Raw genomic sequence first — 24,958 nt, 5'->3', positions numbered from 1 at the left:
GTTCACGACTCAACGATAGCGACAGCGCGGGCGCGAAGTCTCGGCATTCTCGAAGCAAGCACGTCATGACCCGATGTGCTCTTCTCAGGAACACATGCCGCAGATCGTGCGCTTCTCAGGAGATTTGACCCGTATACACCGGCGGCGTGGCGAAATCTCCTGAAAAAGGGAACTGGTCGTCAGCGACCGATGCGGTCGGCGATCAGAGGACCGCCGTCGTCGATCGGGTCGCCCGGTTCGCCGACGCGCCAGGCGCCCTCGACCGCCTCGAGCGCCCGCGCGAATCGCCCGGGTTCGTCGGCGTGCAGGGTGAAGAGCGGCTCGCCCGTGCGCACGGCGTCGCCGGGCTTGGCGTGCAGGTCGATGCCTGCGGCGTGCTGCACCGGGTCCTGCTTGCGCGCTCGCCCGGCGCCGAGGCGCCAAGCGGCGATGCCGAACGGCAGCGCGTGCTGCGCCACGAGCACGCCGTCGCGATCGGCCGTCACGACGTGCTGGTCGCGCGCGACCCGCAGAGGGGCGTCGGGATCGCCGCCCTGAGCGCGGATCGCCAGGCGCCAGGTGTCCATGGCGCGGCCGTCGTCGAGCGCCGCTTCGACGTCGACGTCGTGTTGCCCGGCGAGGGCGAGCATCTCGCGGGCGAGCGCCACGGTGAGCGCGCGCACGTCGGACGGGCCGCCCCCGGCGAGCACCTCGACCGATTCGCGCACCTCGTTGGCATTGCCGATCGTGAGCCCGAGCGGCACGTTCATGTTCGTGAGCAGCGCGGAGGTCGCGACACCGGCGTCTTCGCCGAGCTCGACCATCGTGCGGGCGAGCTCACGCGATTGCTCGATGTCGGTCAGGAATGCACCGGAGCCGAACTTCACGTCGAGCACCAGTGCCCCCGTGCCCTCGGCGATCTTCTTCGACATGATCGACGACGCGATGAGCGGGATCGCCTCGACCGTTCCGGTGATGTCGCGAAGCGCGTAGAGCTTCTTGTCTGCGGGCGCGAGCCCGGCGCCTGCGGCGCAGATCACCCCGCCGACGTCGCGCAACTGCGCGAACATCTCGTCGTTCGTGAGTTCGGCACGCCAGCCCGGAATCGACTCGAGCTTGTCGAGCGTGCCACCCGTGTGGCCGAGCCCGCGGCCGGAGAGCTGCGGCACCGCGACGCCGAACGTCGCGACGAGCGGCATGAGCGGCAGCGTGATCTTGTCGCCGACGCCGCCCGTCGAGTGCTTGTCGCTCGTGGGCTTGCCGAGGCTCGAGAAGTCCATGCGCTCGCCGCTCGCGATCATCGCCATCGTGAGGTCTCTGATCTCTCGCCGGCTCATGCCGTTGAGGAAGATCGCCATCGTCATGGCCGACATCTGCTCGTCGGCGACGTAGCCGCGCGTGTACGCGTCGACGAGCCAGCCGATCTCGGGGGTCGCGAGTTCGCGTCCGTCGCGCTTCGCGCGGATCAGGTCGACCGCATCGAACGGCTCGACGGGGTTCATGCCCCGGCTCCCCGGAACTCGGCGAGCTGCCGGGGACCGAACGCATCGGGCAGCACCTCGTCGATGGTCTTGATGCCGGAGACGGTGTCGAGCAGCATGTTCTCGGCCGAGTGCTCGTACAGGAGCTGCCGGCATCGACCGCACGGCATGAGTGCGGCGCCGTGCCCGTCGACGCAGGCGAAGGCCACGAGCCTGCCGCCACCCGACATGATGAGCGCCGAGACGAGCGAACACTCCGCGCAGAGCGTCACGCCGTACGATGCGTTCTCGACGTTGCAGCCGCTGACGATGCGGCCGTCGTCGACGATCGCCGCAGCGCCCACCGGGAACTCCGAGTAGGGCACGTACGCCTTCGCCATCGCCTCACGGGCGCGCCCGCGGAGCTCGTTCCAGTCGATCGCATCCGTTGCGGTCATGATGCTCCCCCGTTCCGGGTTCGGTCGAGCGGGTCCCGTGGCCGAGGCATCCGCTCAGGACTTGATATACGGCTTGCCGTCTGCGGCGGGTGGTCTGGAGATGCCGACGAAGCCCGCGACGGCGAAGATCGTCACGATGTAGGGCAGCATCAGCATGAACTCGCTCGGCACCGGCGACCCGATCACCGAGAGCGTGTTCTGCAGGTTCGACGCGAACCCGAACAGCAGTGCCGCGAGCGTGGCCTTGATCGGATCCCACTGCCCGAAGATGACGGCCGCCAAGGCGATGAATCCCGCACCGGCCGTCATCTCGCGGTTGAACGCGATGCCCGAGCCGATGGTGAAGAAGGTGCCGCCGAGGCCGGCGATCGCGCCGGCGAGCGTCACGTTCCAGAACCGCGTGCGGTTCACGTTGATGCCCACCGTGTCGGCGGCCTGCGGATGCTCGCCGACCGCGCGGAGCCGAAGACCCCAACGGGTGTGGAACAGGCCCACGTACACCAGCGCGACGGCGATGTACATGATGTAGACGACGATCGTGTGGCGGAAGAGCACCGGGCCGATGATCGGGATGTCGCCGAGGATCGGGATCGCGAACCGTTCGAACCGCGGCGGAGTGTTGAGCGTCGCGGCGTTCGGCGCGAGCACCTGGGAGTAGAAGAAGCTCGTGAGACCGATGACGAGCACGTTCAGCACGACACCGACGATGATCTGGTCGACGTAGTACTTGATCGAGAACACGGCCAGCACCATGCCGACGAGCATGCCCGCGACCATCGCTGCGACGAGGCCGGGCCACGGGTTGCCCGTGATCGAAGCCACGACGGCCGCAGTGAACGCGCCCGCCAGCAACTGACCTTCGATCGCGATGTTCACGACGCCGGCGCGTTCGCCGATCACACCGGCGAGGGAGCCGAAGATGAGCGGCACCGCGAGGCTCAGCGAGCCATAGAGCAGACCGATCATCGGAAGATCCGCGCCGGCGCCCGCCCAGGTGAGGAATCCGAACATGAAGGCGATCGCGAACAGCACGATGAGCCACAGCGGAACGCGGCGCTCCGAGCGCACGAGCAGCACCGAGTACAGCGTCATCACGGCGAGGACGATGACGACGAGCCACAGCGCCGTCATGACCGGCACGACGAGGTCGGGCACCTGGATGACGTCGGTCTCCCTCGACCACCGGTAGATCGTCTCGCCGGCGCGCGGTGCCAGGGCGGCGAGGGCGAGCGCGATGACCGTGAAGATGCCGAAGGCGATCGGTGCCTTCCAGCTCGTCACGAACGTGGTCGACAGCGCCCCTGGCTGGGACGCGACGAGCGGCGTCTCTGTGTTCGTCGTCATTTCGCCTTCGCCTCCTTCGCCTTACGTGAACGGCTGCGTCTGGCGTTGGGGTCGGGCAGGCCGAAGATCGTGCGCACGAGCGGCGGTGCGGCGATGAAGAGGACGATGAGCGACTGGACCACGAGCACGATCTCGATCGGCACGCCCTCGGCCGCCTGCATCGAGAAGCCGCCTGCTTTGAACGCACCGAACAGGATGCCCGCCGCGAGGGTGCCCCAGGGTGTGGACCGGCCGAGCAGCGCTACGGTGATGGCATCGAAGCCGATGCCCGCGTCGATGCCCGCGGTGAACCCCGTCGTGACCTGGCCGAGCACCTGGCTCACACCCGCGAGACCGAGCAGCGCGCCGGAGATGAGCATCGCGTAGACGTACATGCCCTTCACGTTGATGCCGGCGACCCGTGCGGCATTCGGATTGATGCCGACGGCGCGGAACTTGAATCCGAGACTCGAACGGCTGAGGATCCACCAGACCAGCACGGTGGCGAGTAGCGCCAGCACGAACCCGAGGTGCAGGTTGAACGGGGCCGGAAGTGCCGGGAAGATCGCCGTGTCCTTCATCGCCGCGGTCTTGGGGTTCGACGAACCCGGTGCCTGCAGCAGGCCGGGCGTGCGCAGCATCCACGACACGAGGTAGAACGCGACGTAGTTGAGCATGATCGTCACGATGACCTCGTGCGCGCCGGTGCGGGCCTTGAGCACGCCGGCGATGGCCGCCCAGAGCGCGCCGCCGATGACGCCGCCGACGAGGGCGACCAGCATGTGGATGCCCCAGGGCAGGTCGAAGCCGAATCCGATCCAACCGGCCACGGATGCCGCGATGAGCATCTGACCGCGGCCGCCGATGTTGAACAGGCCGACGCGGAACGCGAGGGCGACGCCCAGGCCACCGGCGATCAGCGGTGTCGCGAACAGCAGGGTCTGCGTGAGTGGCCTGATGCCGGCGAGGAAGTCGTCGCGGCGGAAGTTGTAGATGGCGCCCTGGAAGAGCGCCGAGTACGCCCCGGCCACGGAATCCCAGATCGCCACCAGCGTGTCGGTCGGGCGGGCGAAGAAGTAGCCGCTCGCCTGCTGCACGTTCTCGTCGGTGAAGGCGATCATGATCGCGCCGACGACGAGGGCGAGGAACACCGAGAGCACCGAGATGAGCGCGTTGCCCGTGGTGATCTGGGTCAGCATGGTGTGCCACTTCGACGGAGGCGGAGCATCACCGGGCGCTGGAGCCGAGGCGGTCGAGACGGCGCCGGGCTCTTCGATCGCGACGTCGGCGTCGAGTCGGTTCGAGTCGGGGGCCTCGCCGTTCGGGCGGGTGGGGTCGCTCATGCGGCGGCTCCTTCTGGAGGGGCTTCTCCGGCCATCATCAGCCCGAGCTTCTCGCGCGGGGTGTCGCCCGGCACGATGCCGACGATCTGCCCGCGATACATCACCATGATGCGGTCGGCCAGCGCCGCGACTTCATCGAGCTCGGTGGAGACGACCACCACCGGAACGCCGGCGTCTCGGGCGGCGACGATGCGCTTGTGGATGAACTCGATCGAGCCGACGTCGACGCCTCGCGTCGGCTGCGCCGCGACCAGGAGACGCAGGTCGCGACTGAGCTCACGGGCGAGCACGACCTTCTGCTGGTTTCCTCCCGACAGCTGGCGGACGAATTCGTCGGCACCCTGGGCACGGATGTCGAACTCCTCGATCTTGTCTCGGGCGAACTCTGCCAGCACACCCCGCTGCAGATTGCCGAGCTTCACGAACGGCGGACTCTCGCTGCGATCGAGCATGAGGTTCTCGGCGATGGTGAAGTCGCCCACGAGACCGTCTTCGGTGCGGTCCTCTGGCACGAACCCGACGCCCGACTCGAGGATCTTTCGCACGGAGGCGCCGTTCAGCTCGACGCCGTCGAGTCGGACCGAGCCATGAACGCGCACCTGCAGGCCGAGGAGCGCTTCGGTGAGCTCGGTCTGCCCGTTGCCCTGCACTCCGGCCACCGCGAGGATCTCGCCGCGCCGCACGTCGAAACTCACGTCGTTCACGACGTGATGGCCGGTCGGATCGACGACGGTGAGCCCATCGACCGCGAGCGCGACGTCGCCGAGCTTCGCTTCGTCCTTCTGCACGGTCAGCTCGACGGCGCGGCCGACCATGAGCGAGGCGAGCTCAGCGTTCGTGGCAGTGGGGGCGGCCTCGCCGACGACCTTGCCGAGCCGAATGACCGTGATGCGATCGGCGACCTCGCGCACCTCGCGGAGCTTGTGCGTGATGAACACGATCGACGTGCCCGCCTCTTTGAGCTGGCGCATGATGTTCATGAGTTCGTCGGTCTCACGCGGGGTGAGCACGGCGGTGGGCTCGTCGAAGATGAGCACTCGCGCGTCGCGCGAGAGCGCCTTGATGATCTCGACCCGCTGCTGCACGCCGACCGGAAGGTCTTCGACGAGCGCGTCGGGGTCGACGTGGAACCCGAATCGCTGCGAGATCTCGCGCACCTTCTCGCGCGCCGTCGCGAGGTCGAGCAAGCCGCCGACCTTCGTGCTCTCGTGGCCGAGCATGACGTTCTCGGCGACCGTGAAGACCGGGATGAGCATGAAGTGCTGGTGCACCATGCCGATGCCCGCCGCCATCGCGTCGCCCGGCCCGGCGAAGTGCTGCACCTCATCGTCGAGGAGCACCTCGCCCTCGTCTGCCTGATAGAGACCGTAGAGCACGTTCATGAGCGTCGACTTGCCTGCACCGTTCTCACCGAGGAGAGCGTGGATCTCCCCCGCCTCCACGGTGAGGTCGATGTGGTCGTTGGCGACCAAGCTGCCGAATCGCTTCGTGATGCCGCGAAGTTCGAGCTTCATGTCCCCGATCCTAGTGAGATGGCTGCATCCGTTGGGGGTGCTGCACGATGGTTGAAGTGACCGGATGTCGCGCGCTCGACCGCACCGCCGAGAGCTGACGCCCGTCCTGACGCCGATCGGGGAGGCCGGCTCCCGCCGACCTCCCCGATCAGTGCGTCTCGTTCCCTACTGTTCGAGGTAGGACGTGACCTCGACGTCGCCCGCGATGATCGCGGCCTGGAGGTCGTCGAGTTCGCCCTGGAGCGTGTCGGAGACCTTCGACTCGAAGTCGTGGAACGGCGCGACGCCGACTCCGCCGTTCTCGAGCGTTCCGATGTACGGCTCAGGGTCGAACTCGCCGTTGCCCGCGGCAAGCACCGCCTCGTAGGTCGCGACGTCGATCTGCTTGAGGATCGAGGTCAGCATGAGGTCGGCGACCGACGGGTCGGTCACGGTGAAGTCGGCGTCGACGCCGATCATCGCGATCTCACGGCCGGCTTCGCGGATGGCCGCAGCGGCCGACTGGTAGATGGGACCGCCGACCGGCAGCATCACGTCGACATTCTGGTCGATGAGGCTCTGCGCGGTCTGGCGAGCGGCGTCGTTGGCCTCGAAGCCGCCGGTGAAGAGGCCGTCGGTGCCGTCCCAGCCGAGAACCTGCACGGCCTTGCCCTTCTCCGCTGCGTAGTAGTCGACGCCCTGCTTGAAGCCGTCCATGAAGATCGACACGGTCGGGAAGTTCATGCCGCCGAAGGTGCCGACGACGCTGGTGGTCGTGAAGTCGGCCGCCGCGTAACCGGCGAGGAACGCCGCCTCCGCGGTGTTGAAGAGGATCGGCTTGATGTTGTCGGCGTCGGTGGTGCCGTCGAAGTCGTTGTCGGCGGCGTCGTCGACGATGACGTACTCGATGTCGGGGTTCGCAGTGGCCGACTCGACAGTTGCCGCGGAGAGCGCGAACCCGACGGTGACGATCAGGTTGCAGCCCTGGTCGACGAGGCTCGTCAGGTTGGGCGCGTAGTCGGTCTCGGACTGCGACTCGACGGTGACCGGATCGACGCCGAGTTCATCGGCCGCCTTGGTGAGGCCTTCGAAGGCCAGCTGGTTGAACGACTTGTCGTCGAAGCCGCCCGCATCGGAGACCATGCAGGGGATGAAGTCGAGCGCTTCGCCCCCGCCGTCGCCGCCATCGGTCTCCTCGGGAGCCGCTGCACAACCGGCGAGCAGCAGGGCTGCTGCACCGAACATCGCGAGGCCGCCGAGAGCAGCCTTTCTGGTCGTGACCTTCACTGTGTCCTCCAAAGACTGCACCCCGACCGATCCGAGGCTCGTGCAGTCACGTTACCGAATGTTGCGGCGCGCGCCACGGCGGATGGTGCGACGACCTCCAATGGTTATCAAGACGCGATCTTCTGCTCATATGAGCAGCTGCGATGACCCGCGAACGGGTGTCACAGCAGGGTGATCGTGTCGTTCTCCCCGACGTCCGGCACCCTGCCGGTTCGGGCGAACTCCGCCCAGATGCGGCGAACGATGCGACCCCGGCGGTGCACGTCACCCCAATCGGCGGACCCGAGCAACGCGGCACTCGCCCAGGCCCGGCGGCTGCCGAGCAGGAGCGGTAGATCGGTGAGGTGGGCCGAGCCGTATCCGTTGCGATCCGGCCGCCACGTCATGCGGTACTGATATGCACGACCACCCGCGATTCGGTGCCGGGCGACGAACCGCCGGGCCGGCAACTCGTACATGCTGCGGGTGGAGGGGGTGACGACCAGGCGCCGCACGAGACGACCGAGCACAGGCAGCCGGAACACGCCCTTCAGGGCCGGCAGGAGCGCCGCAATCACCCCGGTCTCCTCCATCGTGGAGCCGATCAGGACATCGACCCGCCGGGCCGATTCTCGCCGGGCCGGATCGTGGTCGGCCTCATCCGGCACCGGCGGGAATCCGGACTGCACCCCGAACGGCATTCTGCTCGACTGCCCGAAGCCTCGCGCTGCCCGCTCCGCCACGGGCTGCAGGGCGAGGATCTCCTCGACATCGGCATCGCGCGACAGTGCACCGACCGCAGACAGCATCGCTTCGGCCATGGCCGCCCGGCCCGTGGTGACGCCCAGCGGGGCGCTCTGCATGATCACCCGCCGGAAGAGACCGTCGGCCCCGTCGCTGATCATGAGATGCGCGATCGCGTCGGCGCCTGAGGACTGACCGAACAACGTGACCGAGTCGGGGTCGCCGCCGAACGCGCTGATATTCTCCCGCACCCACCGCAGAGCCATGAGCTGGTCGAGCAGGCCGAGGTTCGCGGCCAGGTCGGCTCCATCGCCGAGGAAGCCGAGCATCCCGAGCCGATAGGTGACGGTGACGACGATCACACGCTGTTCGGCCACCAACGTCCGCGGATCGTAATAGGCGAGATCACCGGCACCGACCACGTTGCCCCCGCCATGGATCCAGACCAGCACCGGCAGCCGCTCGGCGTCGTCGAGATCGGCCGGAGCCGTGACCGACAATCGCTGGCAGTTCTCATCCATCGCCAGAACGTCGTCGCCGATCAACCGGTCGAACAGCTTGGCCGGCAGTTGCGGCGCGATCGGAGCCCGTTGGAACGCGTGTACCGGTTCTTCGTATCGCGTGACTCGAACAGGAGCAGCGAAGCGTGCGGCCTCCGCATACGGAATGCCGAGCGCCCGCACCACATCGTCGTCGACCCGGCCCACCACGACTCCCGCCCCGAGCGCGAAACGTCGCTCGGCCGGGTCGGACTCCCTCCCGGGGTCGCGCGCGTCCGCCGCGTTCGCCTCGCTCACCGCCGCCGGGCCTGATCAGAGGACAACGCCACGCGTGCCCTGCGACGACGAACCCCGGCGTAGGAGGCCAGTCCGAGAAGGGGAAGGAACCCCGACAACGGCATGAACAGGAGGCCCCAGAGCGAGATCGCGGCCAGACCCCACACGGATGATGCGGGCACGACGCCTTCTCGCCGCTCGGCTCGTCCGGTCAGGACGGCGAGCAGCAGCATCGCCCAACCCGAGGTGGCGTACCAGAACCCTGCGCTGCGCAAGTCGACGAGTTCGGGGTCGGCGTCGATCGAGCCGACGATCCCGGCGTCTCGGATACTGCGGGTCGACTTGTCGTATACAACGGGCGTGAGCGCCAGGTGGATCACCGCGATCGACCCCAGTGCCCAACCGATCACGCGACGCCCGGTCAACGGAGACACCTCGTGCGCCTTCATCGATACCTCTCCCTTGCCTCGTCCGAATGCTCGAAGCCGTGGCTTCGCCATACAGTACTGTATTGAACGTACAGCACTGTACTGTACGGGTATGTCACGACGCCAGATGACGAGGGACGACTGGACGAACGCCGCGCTCGAGGCCCTCGCCGAGGGCGGTGTCTCCGCAGTGCGTGTCGACGTGCTCGCACGTCGACTCGGCATGACGCGCGGCAGCTTCTATTGGCACTTCGCAGACCGCGACGCGCTGGTCGCGGCGGCGCTGGAGCAGTGGGAACGCGACACGACGGAAACGATCGATGAGGTCGGCTCGATCCCAGACCCGGCCGAGAGACTGCGCGCGTTGCTGTCCAAGGCATTGGACGGAGCGGCGTTGTCGCGATTGGAACCTGCACTCGTGGCACATGCGAGCGACCCTGCCGTCTCATCGGTCGTGCATCGCGTGACCGAGCGTCGCGTGAGCGTTCTCGCCGAGGCGTACGGCCAGCTCGGACACCCCGCTCCGGTGGCCCGACAAGAGGCGCTGGTCGCCTACGCCGCATACATGGGGTGGCTCCACCTTCGAAGCGCCGCACCCGAGGTGCTCCCCGAACTCTCCGACCCGGGCGAGGTCGGAGTGGCAGCTCGGAAGCACCTGGCCGACCGGCTGATCGGCGATGAACGATGAGCCCGAGGCGCTGAGCCTGTCGAGTCCGCCGAGCATCGACGGTCGAGGGAGCGAACTCAGGGCGCGCTGGGAGACTCCACGACGATCTCACCGGCGATGATCGCCTGCCGGAGCCCTTCGAGTTCACCCTCGAGCGCCGGCGAGACGAGCGGCGCGAGGTCGTGGTACGGCGCGATCTCCACTCCCCCGTTCTCGAGCGTGCCGACGTACGGCTCGTTCGAGAAGGTGCCGTCGAGCACGGCGCCGACGATCTCGACCATCGCATCCTGCGTGTTCTTCAGCACGCTCGTGAGGATCACGGGTCGATACTGGGCCGCGAGCGACTCGAATCCGTCGCTGTCGACCCAGATGACCGACACGCCGTCGCGTTCGAGTGCGGCCGACGCCGCCCCCTCGCCCACCTGACCCGCGACGGGGAGGATCACGTCGGCACCCTGATCGATGAAGCTCTCGGTCAGGGTCTTGCCCTTGTTGACGTCTTCGAAGTCGCCCGTGAAGGCGCCGTCCTGGGCGGCCTTGTCCCATCCGAGCACGCGCACCTGCGCTGCGTGCACCTCGTTGTACTTCGCGACGCCGTCGACGAAGCCGTCCATGAAGAGGGTGACGGGCGGCTGATTGCCGCCGCCGAAGGTCGCCACGACACCGGTCTTCGTGACCCCCGCCGCGAGGTAGCCCGCGAGGTACGAGGCCTGAGCGGTGTCGAACACGACCGGCTTGACGTTGTCGGCCTCGACGGTCTCGTCGACGATCGCGAAGGCGATCTCGGGGTTCGCGCCGGCCTGGTCGAGCGTCGCGTCGGCGAGCTCGAAGCCGACCGTGACGATGAGCTCGCAACCCGATTCGACGGCCTGCGCCACGTTCGGGGCGAGGTCGGTCTCGCCGGTCGACACGATCGCCTCGGCCCCGACGCCGAACTCCTCCTCAGCCGCCTGCAGCCCCTCCCAGCTCGACTGGTTGAACGAGCGGTCTTCGAGACCGCCCGAGTTGGTGACCATGCGCACGCACGATTCGCTCGCTTCGTCGCCGGCCTCCCCCTCTGGCGCCGGCGCGCACGAGACGAGGGCGACGGATGCCGCGGCCAGCGCGGCGCCCACGACGATGCTTCGCCGGAGCGACATCCGACCCTGAGACATCCGACCCTGAGTCATCCGACCCTGAGACATCCGGAACCCGCTCTCTCTCGTGCTCTCAGAGCACGTCGTTGGACCCGCCGACCCGAAGGGCGTCGACGACCGCCTTGACCCGCTGGGCGTGCTCGCTCGTCGTGACGAGGAGCGCGTCGGGGGTGTCGACGACGACGATGTCCTGCACGCCGATGAGGCTGATGACGCGCTTCGAACGACTGACGACGATGCCGCTCGACGCGTCGGAGAGCACGCGAGCATTCTCGCCGAGGATCGCGAGCTCGCCCGAACGCCCGGCGCTGTTCAGCTTGGCGAGCGAGGCGAAGTCGCCGACATCGTCCCAGACGAAGTGCCCGCGGATGACGGCGAGCCGCCCGGCCGCCGCGGCGGGCTCGGCGACCGAGTAGTCGATGGCGATCTTCTCGAGGCGCGGCCAGATGCGGTCGACGGCGGGGCCGCGCGTCTCGGGGTCGTCCCATGCCGCGGCGAGCTCGATGAGACCGGCGTGCAATTCGGGCTTGTTGCGCGCGATCTCGGCGAGCAGCGCGTCGGCGCGTGCGATGAACATGCCCGCATTCCAGAGGTGCGTGCCGCCGGCGAGGTATCGTTTGGCGGTCGGGAGATCGGGCTTCTCGACGAAGCTCGCGACCGCTTCGACATGCTCGGCGCCGGCGATCTCGATGGGGGCGCCGCACTCGATGTAGCCGAAGCCGACGGCGGGTTCGGTCGGCGTGATGCCGATGGTCGCGATGTACCCGGCCCTGGCGGCCGCGACGGCATCGGTCACGGCCGCCCTGAAGAGCCCGCTGCCCGAGATCACGTGGTCGGCCGCGAACGAGCCGACGATCACGCCCGGCTCGCGCAGTTCGAGGATCGCCGCGGCGAGGCCGATCGCCGCCGTCGAGTCGCGCGGCTCGCTCTCGAGCACGACGTTGTGGTCGGCCAGGGCCGGCAGTTGCGCCTCGACCGCCGCCCGGTGGGCGCGCCCGGTGACGACCATGATGCGGTCGTCGCCCGAGAGCGGTGCAAGACGATCCCACGTGTCTTTCAGGAGCGTCTGGCCGGAACCCGTGAGGTCGTGCAGGAACTTCGGTGCGTCGGCGCGGGAGAGCGGCCAGAGCCGCGAGCCCACGCCGCCGGCGGGGATGACGCTGTAGAAGCCGTCGATCGGGGTTTCGTCCATCTGCACAGCGTAACCGCAGCACCGGTCGGCCACGCGAGCAGCGGATGCCGCGGCATCCGGTATCTCGACATCGAGAGAGTTAGGCAGCCCTAAGCGGCGGCCGAACTGGCGCGGGTCTACACTCGAATCGGGCCGTGTGGCCGTCGCGGTCCCTCATGTTCGGGGCCAATCACACAGCCAGGGAGGGTTGTTCATGCCAGAGACTTCGGCAGGAACCCTGACCGCACCCGCGACGCCTGCGAAGCAGAAGCCTGGTGGCACGCTGTACCGCGGCAACGAGGGAATGTGGTCATGGGTGCTGCACCGCATCACCGGTGTCGCGATCTTCTTCTTCCTCCTCGTGCACATCCTCGACACCGCGCTCGTGCGGGTCAGTCCGGAGGCGTACAACGCCGTCATCGGCACGTACCAGACGCCCATCATGGGCCTCGGCGAGGTGGCGCTCGTCGGGGCGATCGTCTTCCACGCCTTCAACGGCCTGCGCATCATCCTCGTGGACTTCTGGTCCTGGGCGACGCGCAACCAGCGTCTCCTCTTCTGGATCGTCGTCGGCCTCTGGATCGTGACCATGCTCGCGTTCACGCCGCGCCACCTCATCAACGTCTTCAGCCACTAGGGAGCCGCGGAAATATGACTGCCATGGAATTCTCCGCGCGCCCGCCGCGGCGCGGCATCAATCTGGAGAAGTGGGGCTGGATCTACATGCGCGCGTCAGGCGTCGTGCTGATCGTGCTCATCTTCGGCCACCTCTTCATGAACCTCATGGTCGGCGACGGCGTCAAGGCCATCGACTTCGGCTTCGTCGGCGGCAAGTGGGCCGACCCGTTCTGGCAGTGGTGGGACGTCGCGATGCTGTGGCTCGCCCTCATCCACGGCGCCAACGGCATGCGAACCCTCGTCAACGACTACACGAACCCGGGCATCGTCCAGAAGGTGCTGAAGGGCGCACTGTTCGCCGCGGCCGCGGTGCTCATCATCCTCGGCACCCTCGTCGTCTTCACCTTCGAGCCCTGCCCGGTCGGCGCACCCGCCGATCTGCTTCCCTCGTTCTGCGCTGCATAGGAGATCCGTGAACCCCCAGAGCGCCGACGCCGAGACCCAGGTCATCGACGGCGTCCACTACCACCAGTTCGACATCGTCATCGTCGGCGCCGGCGGCGCCGGCATGCGTGCGGCGATCGAGGCCGGCCCCGGCGCGAAGACCGCGGTCATCTCGAAGCTCTACCCCACTCGCTCCCACACGGGCGCGGCGCAGGGCGGCATGGCCGCGGCGCTCGCGAACGTCGAGGAGGACAGCTGGGAGTGGCACACCTTCGACACCGTCAAGGGCGGCGACTACCTCGTCGATCAAGACGCGGCGGAGATCCTCGCGAAGGAGGCGATCGACGCGGTCATCGACCTCGAGAACATGGGCCTGCCGTTCAACCGCACCCCCGAGGGCAAGATCGACCAGCGCCGCTTCGGCGGCCACACGCGCGACCACGGCAAGGCGCCCGTTCGCCGCTCCTGCTACGCGGCCGATCGCACGGGCCACATGATCCTGCAGACGCTGTTCCAGAACTGCGTGAAGCTCGGCATCAACTTCTTCAACGAGTACTACGTGCTCGACCTCGTCATGACCGAGGTCGACGGCCCCGACGGCACCAGAACGACGCAGCCATCGGGTGTCGTCGCCTACGACCTCGCCTCTGGCGAACTGCATGTGTTCCAGGCCAAGGCCGTGATCTTCGCGACGGGCGGCTTCGGCAAGATCTACAAGACGACGTCGAACGCGCACACCCTCACGGGCGACGGCGTCGGCATCATCTGGCGCAAGGGACTCCCCCTCGAAGACATGGAGTTCTTCCAGTTCCACCCGACCGGCCTGGCCGGCCTCGGCATCCTGCTCACCGAGGGTGCACGCGGTGAGGGCGCCATCCTCCGGAACGCATCGGGCGAGCGCTTCATGGAGCGCTATGCGCCCACCATCAAAGACCTGGCACCGCGCGACATCGTCGCCCGCTGCATGGTGCAAGAGGTCGCGGAGGGCCGCGGCGCGGGCCCGCACAAGGACTACGTGCTGCTCGACTGCACCCACCTCGGCGCAGAGGTGCTCGAGACGAAGCTGCCCGACATCACCGAGTTCGCACGCACGTACCTCGGCGTCGACCCGGTGGTCGAGCCGGTGCCCGTCATGCCGACCGCGCACTACGCGATGGGCGGCATTCCCACGAACGTCGCCGCAGAGGTGCTCTCGGGCAACGACACCGTCGTACCCGGGCTCTACGCCGCGGGCGAGTGCGCGTGCGTCTCGGTGCACGGCTCGAACCGCCTCGGCACGAACTCGCTGCTCGACATCAACGTCTTCGGCAAGCGCGCGGGCCGCAATGCGGTCGAGTACGTGAAGACGGTCGACTTCACCGCCCTGCCCTCCGACCCTGCCGGGGCCGTGCGCGACATGCTGGAACAGCTCCGCGACTCCGACGGCACCGAGCGCATCGCCGCGATCCGCAAAGAGCTGCAAGACGAGATGGACAAGAACGCCCAGGTGTTCCGCACCGACGAGTCGCTCGAGCACGTCACGAAGGTCATCGCCGCCCTCCGCGAGCGGTACCGGAACGTCGCCGTGCACGACAAGGGCCGGCGCTTCAACACCGACCTGCTCGAGGCCGTCGAACTCGGGTTCCTGCTCGACCTCGCCGAGGTGGTCGTGTTCTCGGCACGCAACCGCCGGGAGAGCCGCGGCGGCCACATGCGCGACGACTTCCCGAATCGCGACGACGAGAACTACATGCAGCACACGATGGCGTACCTGTCGGGCGATGCGCACTCCTCGGATGCCGCCGACCACATCAGACTCGATTGGAAACCGGTGACGATCACCCGCTACCAGCCGATGGAGAGGAAGTACTGACGTGAGCACCGCAACGCTCGAAGCCCAGTCGACGGATGCCGCCGTGCAGTCGTTCACCGTCACGTTCCTGATCCGCCGCTTCGACCCCGAGGTCGACGCCGAGCCGCGCTGGCAGGACTTCGACGTCGAGATGTACGCGACCGACCGCGTGCTCGACGCCCTGCACAAGATCAAGTGGGAGCAGGACGGCTCGCTGACCTTCCGGCGCTCGTGCGCCCACGGCATCTGCGGATCCGATGCGATGCGCATCAACGGCCGCAACCGCCTGGCCTGCAAGACGCTCATCAAGGACCTCGACATCTCGAAGCCCATCTACGTGGAGGCCATCAAGGGCCTGCCGCTCGAGAAGGACCTCATCGTCGACATGGAGCCGTTCTTCGCGAGCTACCGCGAGGTGCAGCCGTTCCTCGTCGCGAATTCGAAGCCGGAGCCGGGCAAGGAGCGGGTGCAGTCGGTCGCCGAGCGCGCGATCTTCGACGACACGACCAAGTGCATCCTGTGCGCGGCGTGCACCTCGTCGTGCCCCGTCTTCTGGACCGACGGCCAGTACTTCGGCCCCGCCGCGATCGTGAATGCGCACCGTTTCATCTTCGACTCCCGCGACGACAATGCGCAGACGCGTCTCGACATCCTGAACGACAAAGACGGGGTGTGGCGCTGCCGCACGACGTTCAACTGCACCGAGGCGTGCCCTCGCGGCATCGAGGTGACGAAGGCGATCGCCGAGGTCAAGCAGGCGGTCCTGCGCGGCAAGCCGTAGCCACGACCACGCACACGGCCGGCCCGGCTCCATCGTTGCGGGCAGGTCGTCGGGTGCGGGCAGGTCGTCGCTAGGGTTGGAGCGTGAGCGAGCGGAAGCCAAGGGCACCACGGAGCCGCGACGAACCGTCCGACGAGTTCGACGACCACGACGACGACCATGACGCCCGCGACCCGCTCGGCCTCGAAGAACGCTCGCGCTCGGCGAAGCAGCGATTCGACGCCATGAGCCGGCCGATCCGCGACCGGCTCGAAGAGCCGATCAGCAGGGTCAGCTCGATCACGCAGAAGACGCTCGCCCTCTTTCCGGTGCGCGTCTGGCGGCACTTCCTCGACCGTTCGGGCTTCATCCTGTCGTCGGGCATGAGCTACCAGGCCCTCTTCGCCCTCTTCGCGGCGGTCTACGTCGTATTCGCGGTCTTCGGCATCAGGCTCACGAGCAACCCGCAGACCCTCGACGCCTTCGTGGCCCTGCTCAACACCTACGCCCCGGGTCTCATCGGGCCGCAGGGCATCATCACCACCGACGACCTCACCCAGATCGCGACCGCCAGCACGAGCCTCTTCGGCTGGACGGGCGCCGTCGCACTCGCGGGCCTGATCTGGACGGCGATCGGGTGGGTCACCTATTCGCGCATGGCGGTACGCAGCATCTTCGGCCTGCCGAAGGATCGCCGTTCCTACGTGCTGCTCAAGGCGCGCGACTTCCTGGCCGGCTTCGGTTTCGGTGCGATCCTGCTGCTGGCCACCGCCCTCTCGGTCGCGACCACCTCGTTCCTCAGCTGGATCTTCCAGGTCCTGGGCCTCTCCGGCACGTCGGGCCTGTCCGGCGTGCTCGTCCAGGGCGGCTCGCTCCTCGTCGTCTTCGCGATCGACACGCTCGCGCTCGCGGTCCTGTTCCGCTTCCTGTCGGGGGCCTCCATGCCGTGGCATCGCATGTGGGTCGGGTCGCTCCTCGGCTCCGCCGCGCTCTCGGTGCTGCAACTGCTCGGCGGCACGCTGCTGTCGCGTTCGGCCGCCAACCCGCTGCTCGCGACCTTCACGGTGTTCATCGGCCTGCTCCTCTGGTTCCGGCTCACGAGCATCGTCATCCTCGTCGCTGCGAGCTGGGTCGCCGTCGAGGCATCCGACGCCAATGAATCGCTCCGCAGGGTCACGCCCGAGCAACTCGCCGCCGAGCAGCACGATCGCGAACGGCGTGCCCTCGTGACCGCCGCGCAAGTGCGGGTACGCGAAGCCGGGCGCGACCTCGAGACCGCCGGTTGGTTCGGCCGGTTCACCGCCAGGCGTCACCTCGAGAAGGCCGAGCTGGAGCTCGCCGAGCTCGAGGCGGAGGCTCCGAAGGCCGAGCAGACGGGGCGGCGGAACGACGTCGGAGGCCTCCCGTAGGATCGATCCATGCCCTCCGCGAAGCCCCTCCGTCTCGCCAGCGTCAACGTCAACGGAGTGCGCGCCGCATTCCGCAAGGGCATGGGCGAGTGGCTCGCCGCACGCGACGTCGACATCCTCGCCCTGCAAGAGGTGCGTGCCGCCACCGAAGACCTCCAGGGCCTCCTCGGCGACGACTGGGACATCCTGCACGACCCTGCCACTGCCAAGGGGCGTGCGGGGGTCGCGATCGCGAGCCGCAACCGCGCGAGCATCCACCGCGTCGATCTCGGTGCAGCCGACTTCGACAGCGCCGGCCGCTGGCTCGAAGCCGACTACGAGGTGGGGGGTCGCATCGTCACCGTCGTCTCCGCCTACGTGCACTCCGGCGTGGTCGACACCCCGAAACAGGTCGAGAAGTACACTTTCCTCGACGCGATGGTCGAGCGGATGCCGCGGCTCGCCGCCCACTCCGAACTCGCGGTGATCGTGGGCGACCTGAACGTCGGCCACCGCACGCTCGACATCAAGAACTGGAAGGGCAACGTGAAGCGCGCCGGCTTCCTGCCCGAAGAACGGGCCTACTTCGACCGCTTCGTCGGCGCAGAGGGCGCCCCCGACTACAACGCGGGAGCCGGCCTCGGCTGGATCGACCTGGGTCGCCGCTTCGCCGGCGAGGTCGACGGCCCTTACACCTGGTGGTCGCAGCGCGGCAAGGCGTTCGACACCGACACCGGCTGGCGCATCGACTACCAACTCGCGACCCCGGCGCTGGCCGACGCCGCGGTCGCCTACGTGATCGACCGTGCCGACTCCTGGGACACGCGATGGTCCGACCACGCTCCCGTGGTCGTCGACTACGCCATCTGACCTGCCGCACGGCCTGACCTGCCGCATCGCGGCGGGCATACTTCGAAGGAACTCCCAATGACGCAGAAGCCCCGCCTCTACTCGGGCATGCAGCCCTCGGCCGATTCGCTCCACGCCGGCAACTACATCGGCGCCCTCCTGCAGTGGAAAGAGCTGCAAGGGGCGCACGATGCCTTCTTCTCGGTGGTCGACATGCACGCCATCACGGTGGCGCAAGACCCGGCCGAACTCCGCGAGAAGACCCGGCGCACGGCGACGCAGTACATCGCGGCCGGCATCGACCCGTCGAGCTCGACGCTCTACGTGCAGTCGCACGTGCCCGCGCACGCCCAGCTGGCCTGGGTGCTCAACACCATCACCGGTTTCGGCGAGGCCGGCCGCATGACGCAGTTCAAAGACAAGTCGCAGAAGCAGGGCACCGATGCCACGAGCGTCGGTCTCTTCGCGTATCCGGTGCTCATGGCGGCCGACATCCTGCTCTACCAGACCGAGGTCGTGCCCGTCGGCGACGATCAGAAACAGCACGTCGAGCTGACCCGCGACCTCGCTGCGAGGTTCAACGCACGGTTCGGCGCCGACACCTTCGTGCTGCCCGAGCCCGTCATCCAGCGCGAGACGGCGCGCATCTACGACCTGGCGAATCCCACGTCGAAGATGTCGAAGTCGGGCGACTCGCCCGCTGGCATCCTCTGGCTGCTCGACGAGCCCGCCGTCACGGCGAAGAAAATCATGCGCGCGGTGACCGACACCGATGGCGAGGTGCGCTTCGACCGCGAGCTCAAGCCGGGCGTCTCGAATCTGCTCACGATCTTCACCGTGCTCTCCGGCCGCACGATCGCCGACGTCGAACAGGAGTTCGCCGGGCGCGGCTACGGCGACTTCAAGAAGGCACTCGCCGAGGTCGTCGTGAGCGAGTTCGAGCCGATCCGGTCGCGGGCCCTCGAGCTGCTCGACGACCCGGCCGAGCTTGATCGCCTGCTCGCCGTCAACGCCGATCGCGCGAGCGAGGTCGCCGAGGCCACCCTCGCAACCGTCTACGACCGCGTCGGCTTCCTGCGGCGCGCACGCTGACCATGCTCCCCGTCGTGCTGCGCACCGAACGACTCGTGCTCGACCTCCCGGTCGAAACCGACGTCGAGCTCGTGGCCCACTACTGCACCGACCCGCTGTTCCGCACGTACCTCACGACCCCGTGGCCGTACACCGTCGAACATGCGAGGGCATTCCTCGTGGAATACGTCCCGGCGGCGTGGCGCTCGGGCGACGAACTCACCTGGGCCCTCCGGCGCGGTGCGGGCGCGCCGCTTCTCGGCGTGGTCGGGCTGCGCCGGGGCAACGAGATCGGATACTGGCTCGGCGCGGAACACCGGGGCGAGGCGCTCATGGCCGAAGCCGTCGATGCGGTCTGCAACTGGGCGCTCGCCGGCGGAGTGGGCGACGCCGAGTCGGTGCTCTGGCGCGCGAACGAGGGCAACCTCGCATCGGCACAGGTGGCGCGTGCCGCGGGATTCCGGCGGACGACGCCCCGAATCGCAACCGTGCCGGGCCGCGACGGCCGAGTGCTCCCCGCCTGGCACGCCGAGCGCCGAGCAGAGCCCGAACCCGATGCGTACGCGAGTTGGGAGCCGGTCCTCGGGAGTGCGAGGTGAGCAGGCGGTCGCCCGCGCCCGCGCCGGTCGTCATGTTCGACCTCGACGATACCCTCATGGCGCATCGCGCGGCCGTCGCCGCCGGCATCACCCTGCACATGCGGGAGTTGGCATACGACGGCGATGGCACCGCGGCATCCGTTCTCTGGCACGAGCTCGAAGAGCAGCACTACCACTCGTATCTCGCCGGCCGGCTGACCTTCGAGGGTCAGCGCCGCGCACGGGCGCGCGACTTCGCCGTCGCTCACGGTGACGAACTCGACGAACTGGCGGCCGGAGCCTGGTTCGATCGCTACTTCGAGCGATACCGCGAATCATGGTCGCTGCACGACGACGCGCTGCCGGCCCTCGACGCGCTCGCGCTCGCGCTGCCCGGGGTGCGGCTCGGCATCATCACCAACGGCGAGCTCGACTTCCAGTCGGCCAAGCTCGAACGTCTCGGCATTCGCGACCGCTTCGAGCACGTGATCGCTTCCGGCGACGTCGGAGCGACCAAGCCCGACGCCGAGATCTTCCGGGTCGCGATCGAGCGCTTCGCCGCCGCGACACCCGTCGGGCGGGCCGTGTACATCGGCGACCGGTTCGAGACCGATGCGATGGGCGCCGCCCGAGCAGGACTCATCGGCGTCTGGCTCAACCGGCACGGCGCCGCGCATGCGACCGATCTGCCAGACGAGGCCGCTGCGGCACGAGTGGCCGCGTCACCGGTCGTGCTCGAGATCGCCGGGCTCGACGAACTGCCTGCCCTGCTCGCAGTGCGCCTCGCCGACTGAACCGGGAAGCCGGCCTGTGTGCCCGGAGACGAGATGGGGCCGGGCGCACCCCCATGCGCCCGGCCCCGATCTTCAACCGTACCGTCGCGACGACGAATCGCACTCCATCGCGTCGTCGGATGACCGGTGAAGGTCAGTTGACGTCGTCGTCGATCCAGTCGAAGGTTTTGGTGACGGCTTTCTTCCAGAGTCGGATCTGGCGGTCGCGTTCGGCCTGGTCCATGGTGGGTTCCCAGCGGGAGTCTTCCTGCCAGTTCGCGCGGAGTTCGTCGAGGCTGGACCAGAAACCGACCGCGAGGCCGGCGGCGTACGCGGCGCCGAGCGCGGTGGTCTCGGCCACGACGGGCCGCACGACGGGTACGCCGAGGATGTCGGCTTGGAACTGCATGAGCGTGTTGTTGGCGATCATGCCGCCATCGACCTTGAGTTCGGTGAGCTCGACCCCGGAGTCGGCGTTGACCGCGTCGAGGACCTCGCGGGTCTGGAACGCGGTGGCCTCGAGCGCGGCACGGGCGATGTGGCCCTTGTTCACGTACCGGGTCAGGCCGACGAGCGCGCCGCGGGCATCGGGCCGCCAGTACGGGGCGAACAGTCCCGAGAACGCGGGCACGAAGTACGCGCCGCCGTTGTCATCGACCGTCTTGGCGAGTTCTTCGACCGCTGGTGCGTCCGAGATCAGGCCGAGGTTGTCACGCAACCACTGGATCAGGGACCCCGTGACCGCGATCGAGCCTTCCAACGCGTAGTGCGGGGCGGCATCGCCGAGCTGGTAACCGAGGGTCGTGAGCAGACCGTTCTTGGAGTGGACGATCTCCTCACCGGTGTTGAAGATCAAGAAGTTGCCCGTGCCGTACGTGTTCTTCGACTCACCGGTATCGAACGCGGCCTGACCGAACGTGGCGGCCTGCTGGTCACCGAGGATCCCCGCGACCGGGACCTCTCGCAGCAGGCTCGAGGACTCCACCGTGCCATAGACCTCGGACGAGGACTTGATCTCGGGCAGCATCGAACGCGGCACCCCGAACGCGGCGAGGATGTCCTCGTCCCAGGCGAGGGTCTCGAGATCCATGAACATGGTGCGGCTCGCGTTGGTCACATCCGTCGCGTGCACCCCGCCATCGACCCCGCCGGTCAGGTTCCACAACACCCACGTGTCCGTCGTGCCGAAGAGCAGGTCACCGGCCTCGGCCTGCTCACGCGCACCCGGCACGTTCTCCAGGATCCACACGATCTTCGTGCCGGAGAAATACGTCGCCAACGGCAGACCCACCGTGGCCTTGAAGCGTTCCACCCCGCCATCGGCCGCGAGCCGATCCACGATCGGCTGAGTACGGGTGTCCTGCCACACGATCGCGTTGTACACCGGCCGGCCCGTGTTCCTATCCCACACGACCGCCGTCTCACGCTGATTCGTGATACCCACCGCAGCGATATCGTGCCGAGTGATATCAGCCTTCCCAAGAGCCTGACCGATCACCTCACGCGTATTGCGCCAGATCTCGACCGGATCATGCTCGACCCAACCCGCCTTGGGAAAGATCTGCTCATGCTCCAACTGCCCGGTCGAGACAATCGACCCGGCCTTATCGAAGACGATCGCACGCGACGACGTCGTGCCCTGATCGATAGCGAGGATGAAATCGGGCATCTGAGAACTCCGTTGCTGTCAGTGAAAACGAATGAATGAGGGTGAAGCAGAGGTCAGCCGAACAGCGGCAACAGGGGAATCGCCGCCCACCCCGCGGCGACGCCGCCGAGGATCGGGCCGACGACGGGCACCCACGAGTACGACCAGTCGCTGCCGCCCTTGCCCTTGATCGGGAGCAGGGCGTGCGCGATACGCGGACCGAGGTCACGCGCCGGGTTGATCGCATACCCCGTCGGGCCGCCGAGAGAGGCGCCGATGCCGATCACGAGGAGGGCCACGGGCAGTGCGCCGAGCGCGGCGAGACCGCCATCGCCCTGCCGGCCGCCGCCGAACCCGATGATGACGAACACGAGCACGAACGTGGCGACGAACTCGGTGACGAGGTTCCAGCCGTACGAGCGGATCGCGGGACCGGTCGAGAAGACGCCGAGCTTGGTGCCGGCCTCGGGTTCTGCGTCGAAGTGCTGCTTGTAGGCGAGCCAGCAGACGACCGCACCGAGGATCGCACCGATCATCTGCGCTGCGATGTACGCACTCACCGACACCACGCCGACGGGTACTTCGACACCCGCTGCGGCATTGCCGAACTCGGTTGCACCGTTGGCGACCAGACCGAGCGTGACCGCCGGATTGATGTGCGCACCCGACGCATACGAGACGATCACACCGGCGAAGACCGCGAGGCCCCAGCCGAAGTTGACCATGAGGGTGCCGCCGTTGAAGCCCTTCGTCTTGGCGAGAGCCACGTTCGCCACGACGCCGCAGCCGAGAAGCACGAGCATCGCCGTGCCGACGAGTTCGCTCAGGAACACGATTCCGAGATTGTCCACATTGACCTTCCTTGTCGAGGTGTGGTGCCGGCCGCCAGGACGACCATCGACCGGGCGGCTCCGTCGAAACTATCTGGCGTTTCGGCCCGTTCCGCGCGGATTCCGGTGCACATCCGTGCAGATTGCGCCGGTCTCAGACGAGGGTGGCGGATGCCTCCAGGTCGACTCCATGGCGCTCGGCGAGCAACTCCCTCGTGGTCGCCGCCTCGATGGCGCGGCGCTCGAAGTCCCATCCGAGTACGGCGCCGACGATCTCGGCGAGTTCGTCGAGGAGCGGCACCGTGAGCGCACCCGTGAAGGCGATGCTGGTGCGGCGCAGCACGACGTCGGCGAGATGCACGACCTGCTCGTTGCCGGCGAGCCAGGCGATCTCACGCCGGCTGTATCCGGGGTGGTGCGCGAGCGACTCGTCCTGCTCCCCCTCGATCGAGGTGATGAACGATTCGGCGCGCGTGCCGTAGCGCTCGAGCAGTTCTTCGGCGCGGAGCGGACCGACTTCGTCGCCGTGTGCCACGACCCAGACGCGTCGAGCATCGTCGGTCGTCGGGTACCCGGCGCCGCCGCCGATCGCGAGGCCCGCGGTCGAGCGGACGCGCTCACGATCGAGGAGTGCGAGCACCTCGTTCGAGAGGTGCTCGGCGAGGGCACGGAAGGTGGTCCACTTGCCGCCGACGAGGCTCAGCAGGGTGCTGCCCGGGCGCTCCGGGACATCCGCGTGCTCGATGCGGTAGTCGCGCGAGACGAAGCCGGGTGCTTCGTCGTCGTGGCGTGGCAGCGGGCGCACGCCCGAGAAGCGGTAGACGATCTGCGAACGGTCGACGGGAACGGCTGGGAAAACGTGCGCGATGAGTTCGAAGAAGTAGTCGACCTCGGCCTCGGTGCACACGGCGGGCTGCCGCATGTCGTGTTCGAGGTCGGTCGTGCCGACCATGACCTTGCCCTTCAACGGGTAGATCAGCACGATGCGGCCGTCTTCGTGCTCGAAGAAGATCTCGCGGCCGCCGGTCGCCGCGAGCAGCTCAGGGTTGTCGAGCACGATGTGGGATCCCTTGGTGCCGCCCATGAACGCGGTGGGGCGACCGAGCTCCGCGTTGGTGAGGTCGGTCCACGGTCCCGAGGTGTTCACCACGATGTCGGCTGCCACATCGAATTCGATGCCGGTCAGGGCGTCGCGCAGGCGCACGCCGTCGCCCCCCATGCCGACGGCCTCGAGGTAGTTCGCGGCGCGTGCATGGCCGCCTGTCGCGAGCCCGTCGAACAGCACGTCGAGCGCCAGCCGCTCGGGGTCGTGCATGCTCGCGTCGTAATAGGTCGCCGTGTACTTGATGCCGTCGTTCAGCGCGGGCAGTTCGGCGAGCGAACGCGTGCGGCCGTGGAAGCGGTGGCGCGGCACCTGACCGCCGCCTCTCGAGAAGGCGTCGTAGATCGTGAGGCCGGTCTTGATGAGCGCCGCGCCGCGTTCGGTGGGCTTTCCCGACTTGTGGGTGAGAAAGCGCATGGGCGCCGAGAGGATGCCCGAGAAGGTCGAGAAGATCGGCACCGTCGTCTCGAGCGGCTTCACGTAGTGCGGTGCGATGCGGATGAGCGCGTTGCGTTCGGTCACCGACTCCTTCACGAGCCGGAACTCGCCGTTCTCGAGGTAGCGGATGCCGCCGTGGATCATGTGCGACGAGGCGGCGGACGCCCCGGAGACGAAGTCGCCGCGATCGACGAGCACGACGTCGACCCCCTGCAGCGCGAGGTCGCGGAAGGTCGCGATGCCGTTGATGCCGGCGCCGATGACGAGCACGGAGGCATTCGGCCGGGTTCGGATGGCCGCGACATCCGCTCGCTCGCCGCTCGGGCGGGGCTGGATCGGGGTCTTCTGCTGCGGAGACAAGCTGTCCTCTCGGGGGCTGGAACG

General features: G+C 67.9%; 23 protein-coding genes. 10 read left to right on the top strand and 13 right to left on the bottom strand.

Annotated features, from left to right (window positions below; genetic code table 11):
• Positions 1-179: 179 nt before the first annotated feature.
• The 8 genes from FHG54_RS07350 to FHG54_RS07315 form a co-directional block, all read right to left on the bottom strand.
• Entirely contained in the window at positions 180-1,481 is a 1,302-nt protein-coding gene (locus FHG54_RS07350) for a thymidine phosphorylase (RefSeq protein WP_139416698.1), read from the bottom strand.
• Entirely contained in the window at positions 1,478-1,897 is a 420-nt protein-coding gene (locus tag FHG54_RS07345) for a cytidine deaminase (RefSeq protein WP_139416697.1), read from the bottom strand. The genes FHG54_RS07350 and FHG54_RS07345 overlap by 4 nt, the downstream gene beginning before the upstream one ends.
• A 54-nt stretch (positions 1,898-1,951) precedes the next feature.
• On the bottom strand, positions 1,952-3,241 hold the full coding sequence (locus tag FHG54_RS07340) for an ABC transporter permease (RefSeq protein WP_139416696.1): 1,290 nt from the start codon (positions 3,239-3,241) through the stop codon (positions 1,952-1,954).
• Complete coding sequence (locus FHG54_RS07335) at positions 3,238-4,563, bottom strand: ABC transporter permease (RefSeq protein ID WP_139416695.1); 1,326 nt, start codon at positions 4,561-4,563, stop codon at positions 3,238-3,240. Before FHG54_RS07335 ends, FHG54_RS07340 begins: the two co-directional genes overlap by 4 nt.
• A complete protein-coding gene (locus FHG54_RS07330; protein WP_139416694.1) occupies positions 4,560-6,077 on the bottom strand; it encodes an ABC transporter ATP-binding protein in 1,518 nt (505 codons plus the stop codon). The genes FHG54_RS07335 and FHG54_RS07330 overlap by 4 nt, the downstream gene beginning before the upstream one ends.
• Before the next feature lie 165 nt (positions 6,078-6,242).
• Positions 6,243-7,343 carry a BMP family lipoprotein gene (locus tag FHG54_RS07325; RefSeq protein ID WP_232331679.1) on the bottom strand — a complete coding sequence of 367 codons (1,101 nt, stop codon included), beginning with the start codon at positions 7,341-7,343 and terminating at the stop codon, positions 6,243-6,245.
• A gap of 161 nt (positions 7,344-7,504) precedes the next feature.
• Positions 7,505-8,863, bottom strand: a complete 1,359-nt coding sequence (locus FHG54_RS07320; RefSeq protein ID WP_139416693.1) for a carboxylesterase family protein — start codon at positions 8,861-8,863, stop codon at positions 7,505-7,507.
• The gene (locus FHG54_RS07315; RefSeq protein ID WP_139416692.1) at positions 8,860-9,276 is read right to left on the bottom strand and encodes a DUF6463 family protein; all 417 of its coding nucleotides are present in this window, start codon (positions 9,274-9,276) and stop codon (positions 8,860-8,862) included. The genes FHG54_RS07320 and FHG54_RS07315 overlap by 4 nt, the downstream gene beginning before the upstream one ends.
• A 106-nt stretch (positions 9,277-9,382) precedes the next feature.
• Here FHG54_RS07315 and FHG54_RS07310 point away from each other — a divergent pair, with 106 nt between their 5' ends.
• Positions 9,383-9,958: a TetR/AcrR family transcriptional regulator gene (locus FHG54_RS07310; RefSeq protein WP_139416691.1), complete on the top strand. Its 576-nt coding sequence runs from the start codon at positions 9,383-9,385 to the stop codon at positions 9,956-9,958.
• A gap of 56 nt (positions 9,959-10,014) precedes the next feature.
• Here FHG54_RS07310 and FHG54_RS07305 read toward each other — a convergent pair whose 3' ends face one another.
• Both FHG54_RS07305 and FHG54_RS07300 read right to left on the bottom strand, forming a co-directional pair.
• Positions 10,015-11,091 carry a BMP family lipoprotein gene (locus tag FHG54_RS07305; RefSeq protein ID WP_139416690.1) on the bottom strand — a complete coding sequence of 359 codons (1,077 nt, stop codon included), beginning with the start codon at positions 11,089-11,091 and terminating at the stop codon, positions 10,015-10,017.
• A 55-nt stretch (positions 11,092-11,146) separates the two neighbouring features.
• Complete coding sequence (locus FHG54_RS07300; RefSeq protein WP_139416689.1) at positions 11,147-12,265, bottom strand: mannose-1-phosphate guanylyltransferase; 1,119 nt, start codon at positions 12,263-12,265, stop codon at positions 11,147-11,149.
• A gap of 193 nt (positions 12,266-12,458) precedes the next feature.
• Between FHG54_RS07300 and sdhC the strand changes: the two genes are divergently transcribed.
• From sdhC to FHG54_RS07255, 9 genes are all read left to right on the top strand, one after another.
• Entirely contained in the window at positions 12,459-12,881 is a 423-nt protein-coding gene (gene sdhC, locus FHG54_RS07295; RefSeq protein WP_139416688.1) for a succinate dehydrogenase, cytochrome b556 subunit, read from the top strand.
• Between the two features lie 14 nt (positions 12,882-12,895).
• Positions 12,896-13,327, top strand: a complete 432-nt coding sequence (locus tag FHG54_RS07290; protein ID WP_139416687.1) for a succinate dehydrogenase hydrophobic membrane anchor subunit — start codon at positions 12,896-12,898, stop codon at positions 13,325-13,327.
• 7 nt (positions 13,328-13,334) lie between these two features.
• Complete coding sequence (gene sdhA, locus FHG54_RS07285; RefSeq protein ID WP_139416686.1) at positions 13,335-15,158, top strand: succinate dehydrogenase flavoprotein subunit; 1,824 nt, start codon at positions 13,335-13,337, stop codon at positions 15,156-15,158.
• A gap of 1 nt (position 15,159) precedes the next feature.
• Positions 15,160-15,918 carry a succinate dehydrogenase iron-sulfur subunit gene (locus FHG54_RS07280; protein WP_139416685.1) on the top strand — a complete coding sequence of 253 codons (759 nt, stop codon included), beginning with the start codon at positions 15,160-15,162 and terminating at the stop codon, positions 15,916-15,918.
• 83 nt (positions 15,919-16,001) lie between these two features.
• The gene (locus FHG54_RS07275; protein WP_232333635.1) at positions 16,002-17,306 is read left to right on the top strand and encodes a YihY/virulence factor BrkB family protein; all 1,305 of its coding nucleotides are present in this window, start codon (positions 16,002-16,004) and stop codon (positions 17,304-17,306) included.
• A 9-nt stretch (positions 17,307-17,315) separates the two neighbouring features.
• Positions 17,316-18,155 carry an exodeoxyribonuclease III gene (locus tag FHG54_RS07270; RefSeq protein WP_139416684.1) on the top strand — a complete coding sequence of 280 codons (840 nt, stop codon included), beginning with the start codon at positions 17,316-17,318 and terminating at the stop codon, positions 18,153-18,155.
• A gap of 57 nt (positions 18,156-18,212) precedes the next feature.
• The gene (trpS, locus tag FHG54_RS07265; RefSeq protein ID WP_139416683.1) at positions 18,213-19,226 is read left to right on the top strand and encodes a tryptophan--tRNA ligase; all 1,014 of its coding nucleotides are present in this window, start codon (positions 18,213-18,215) and stop codon (positions 19,224-19,226) included.
• Positions 19,227-19,240: 14 nt separating this feature from the next.
• Positions 19,241-19,804 carry a GNAT family N-acetyltransferase gene (locus FHG54_RS07260; RefSeq protein ID WP_168197137.1) on the top strand — a complete coding sequence of 188 codons (564 nt, stop codon included), beginning with the start codon at positions 19,241-19,243 and terminating at the stop codon, positions 19,802-19,804.
• Entirely contained in the window at positions 19,801-20,577 is a 777-nt protein-coding gene (locus FHG54_RS07255; protein WP_233437901.1) for an HAD family hydrolase, read from the top strand. Before FHG54_RS07260 ends, FHG54_RS07255 begins: the two co-directional genes overlap by 4 nt.
• 133 nt (positions 20,578-20,710) lie before the next feature.
• On the opposite strand, the gene glpK is transcribed toward FHG54_RS07255, so the two are convergent.
• From glpK to FHG54_RS07240, 3 genes are all read right to left on the bottom strand, one after another.
• Positions 20,711-22,225 carry a glycerol kinase GlpK gene (gene glpK, locus FHG54_RS07250; protein ID WP_139416681.1) on the bottom strand — a complete coding sequence of 505 codons (1,515 nt, stop codon included), beginning with the start codon at positions 22,223-22,225 and terminating at the stop codon, positions 20,711-20,713.
• Between the two features lie 53 nt (positions 22,226-22,278).
• Positions 22,279-23,007 carry an MIP/aquaporin family protein gene (locus tag FHG54_RS07245; RefSeq protein WP_232331632.1) on the bottom strand — a complete coding sequence of 243 codons (729 nt, stop codon included), beginning with the start codon at positions 23,005-23,007 and terminating at the stop codon, positions 22,279-22,281.
• A gap of 181 nt (positions 23,008-23,188) precedes the next feature.
• Positions 23,189-24,934, bottom strand: coding sequence for a glycerol-3-phosphate dehydrogenase/oxidase (locus FHG54_RS07240; RefSeq protein WP_233437900.1), 1,746 nt, complete (start codon positions 24,932-24,934; stop codon positions 23,189-23,191).
• Positions 24,935-24,958 lie beyond the last annotated feature (24 nt).

Origin of the sequence: Agromyces laixinhei, assembly GCF_006337065.1 — a bacterium.
Classification (GTDB): Bacteria; Actinomycetota; Actinomycetes; order Actinomycetales; family Microbacteriaceae; genus Agromyces; species Agromyces laixinhei.
Note: the sequence above shows the minus strand (reverse complement) of the source record. Positions and strands in the feature narration are given on the sequence as shown.

What these genes read in the sequence shown, in the direction of transcription:
- FHG54_RS07300 (WP_139416689.1), bottom strand. Translation starts at nt 12,265, where the DNA reads ATGGACGAAACCCCGATCGACGGCTTCTACAGCGTCATCCCCGCCGGC.
- FHG54_RS07310 (WP_139416691.1), top strand. Translation starts at nt 9,383, where the DNA reads ATGTCACGACGCCAGATGACGAGGGACGACTGGACGAACGCCGCGCTC.
- trpS (WP_139416683.1), top strand. Translation starts at nt 18,213, where the DNA reads ATGACGCAGAAGCCCCGCCTCTACTCGGGCATGCAGCCCTCGGCCGAT.
- FHG54_RS07345 (WP_139416697.1), bottom strand. Translation starts at nt 1,897, where the DNA reads ATGACCGCAACGGATGCGATCGACTGGAACGAGCTCCGCGGGCGCGCC.
- FHG54_RS07350 (WP_139416698.1), bottom strand. Translation starts at nt 1,481, where the DNA reads ATGAACCCCGTCGAGCCGTTCGATGCGGTCGACCTGATCCGCGCGAAG.
- FHG54_RS07245 (WP_232331632.1), bottom strand. Translation starts at nt 23,007, where the DNA reads ATGCTCGTGCTTCTCGGCTGCGGCGTCGTGGCGAACGTGGCTCTCGCC.
- glpK (WP_139416681.1), bottom strand. Translation starts at nt 22,225, where the DNA reads ATGCCCGATTTCATCCTCGCTATCGATCAGGGCACGACGTCGTCGCGT.
- FHG54_RS07290 (WP_139416687.1), top strand. Translation starts at nt 12,896, where the DNA reads ATGACTGCCATGGAATTCTCCGCGCGCCCGCCGCGGCGCGGCATCAAT.
- FHG54_RS07335 (WP_139416695.1), bottom strand. Translation starts at nt 4,563, where the DNA reads ATGAGCGACCCCACCCGCCCGAACGGCGAGGCCCCCGACTCGAACCGA.
- FHG54_RS07270 (WP_139416684.1), top strand. Translation starts at nt 17,316, where the DNA reads ATGCCCTCCGCGAAGCCCCTCCGTCTCGCCAGCGTCAACGTCAACGGA.
- FHG54_RS07305 (WP_139416690.1), bottom strand. Translation starts at nt 11,091, where the DNA reads ATGTCTCAGGGTCGGATGTCGCTCCGGCGAAGCATCGTCGTGGGCGCC.
- FHG54_RS07340 (WP_139416696.1), bottom strand. Translation starts at nt 3,241, where the DNA reads ATGACGACGAACACAGAGACGCCGCTCGTCGCGTCCCAGCCAGGGGCG.
- FHG54_RS07330 (WP_139416694.1), bottom strand. Translation starts at nt 6,077, where the DNA reads ATGAAGCTCGAACTTCGCGGCATCACGAAGCGATTCGGCAGCTTGGTC.
- sdhC (WP_139416688.1), top strand. Translation starts at nt 12,459, where the DNA reads ATGCCAGAGACTTCGGCAGGAACCCTGACCGCACCCGCGACGCCTGCG.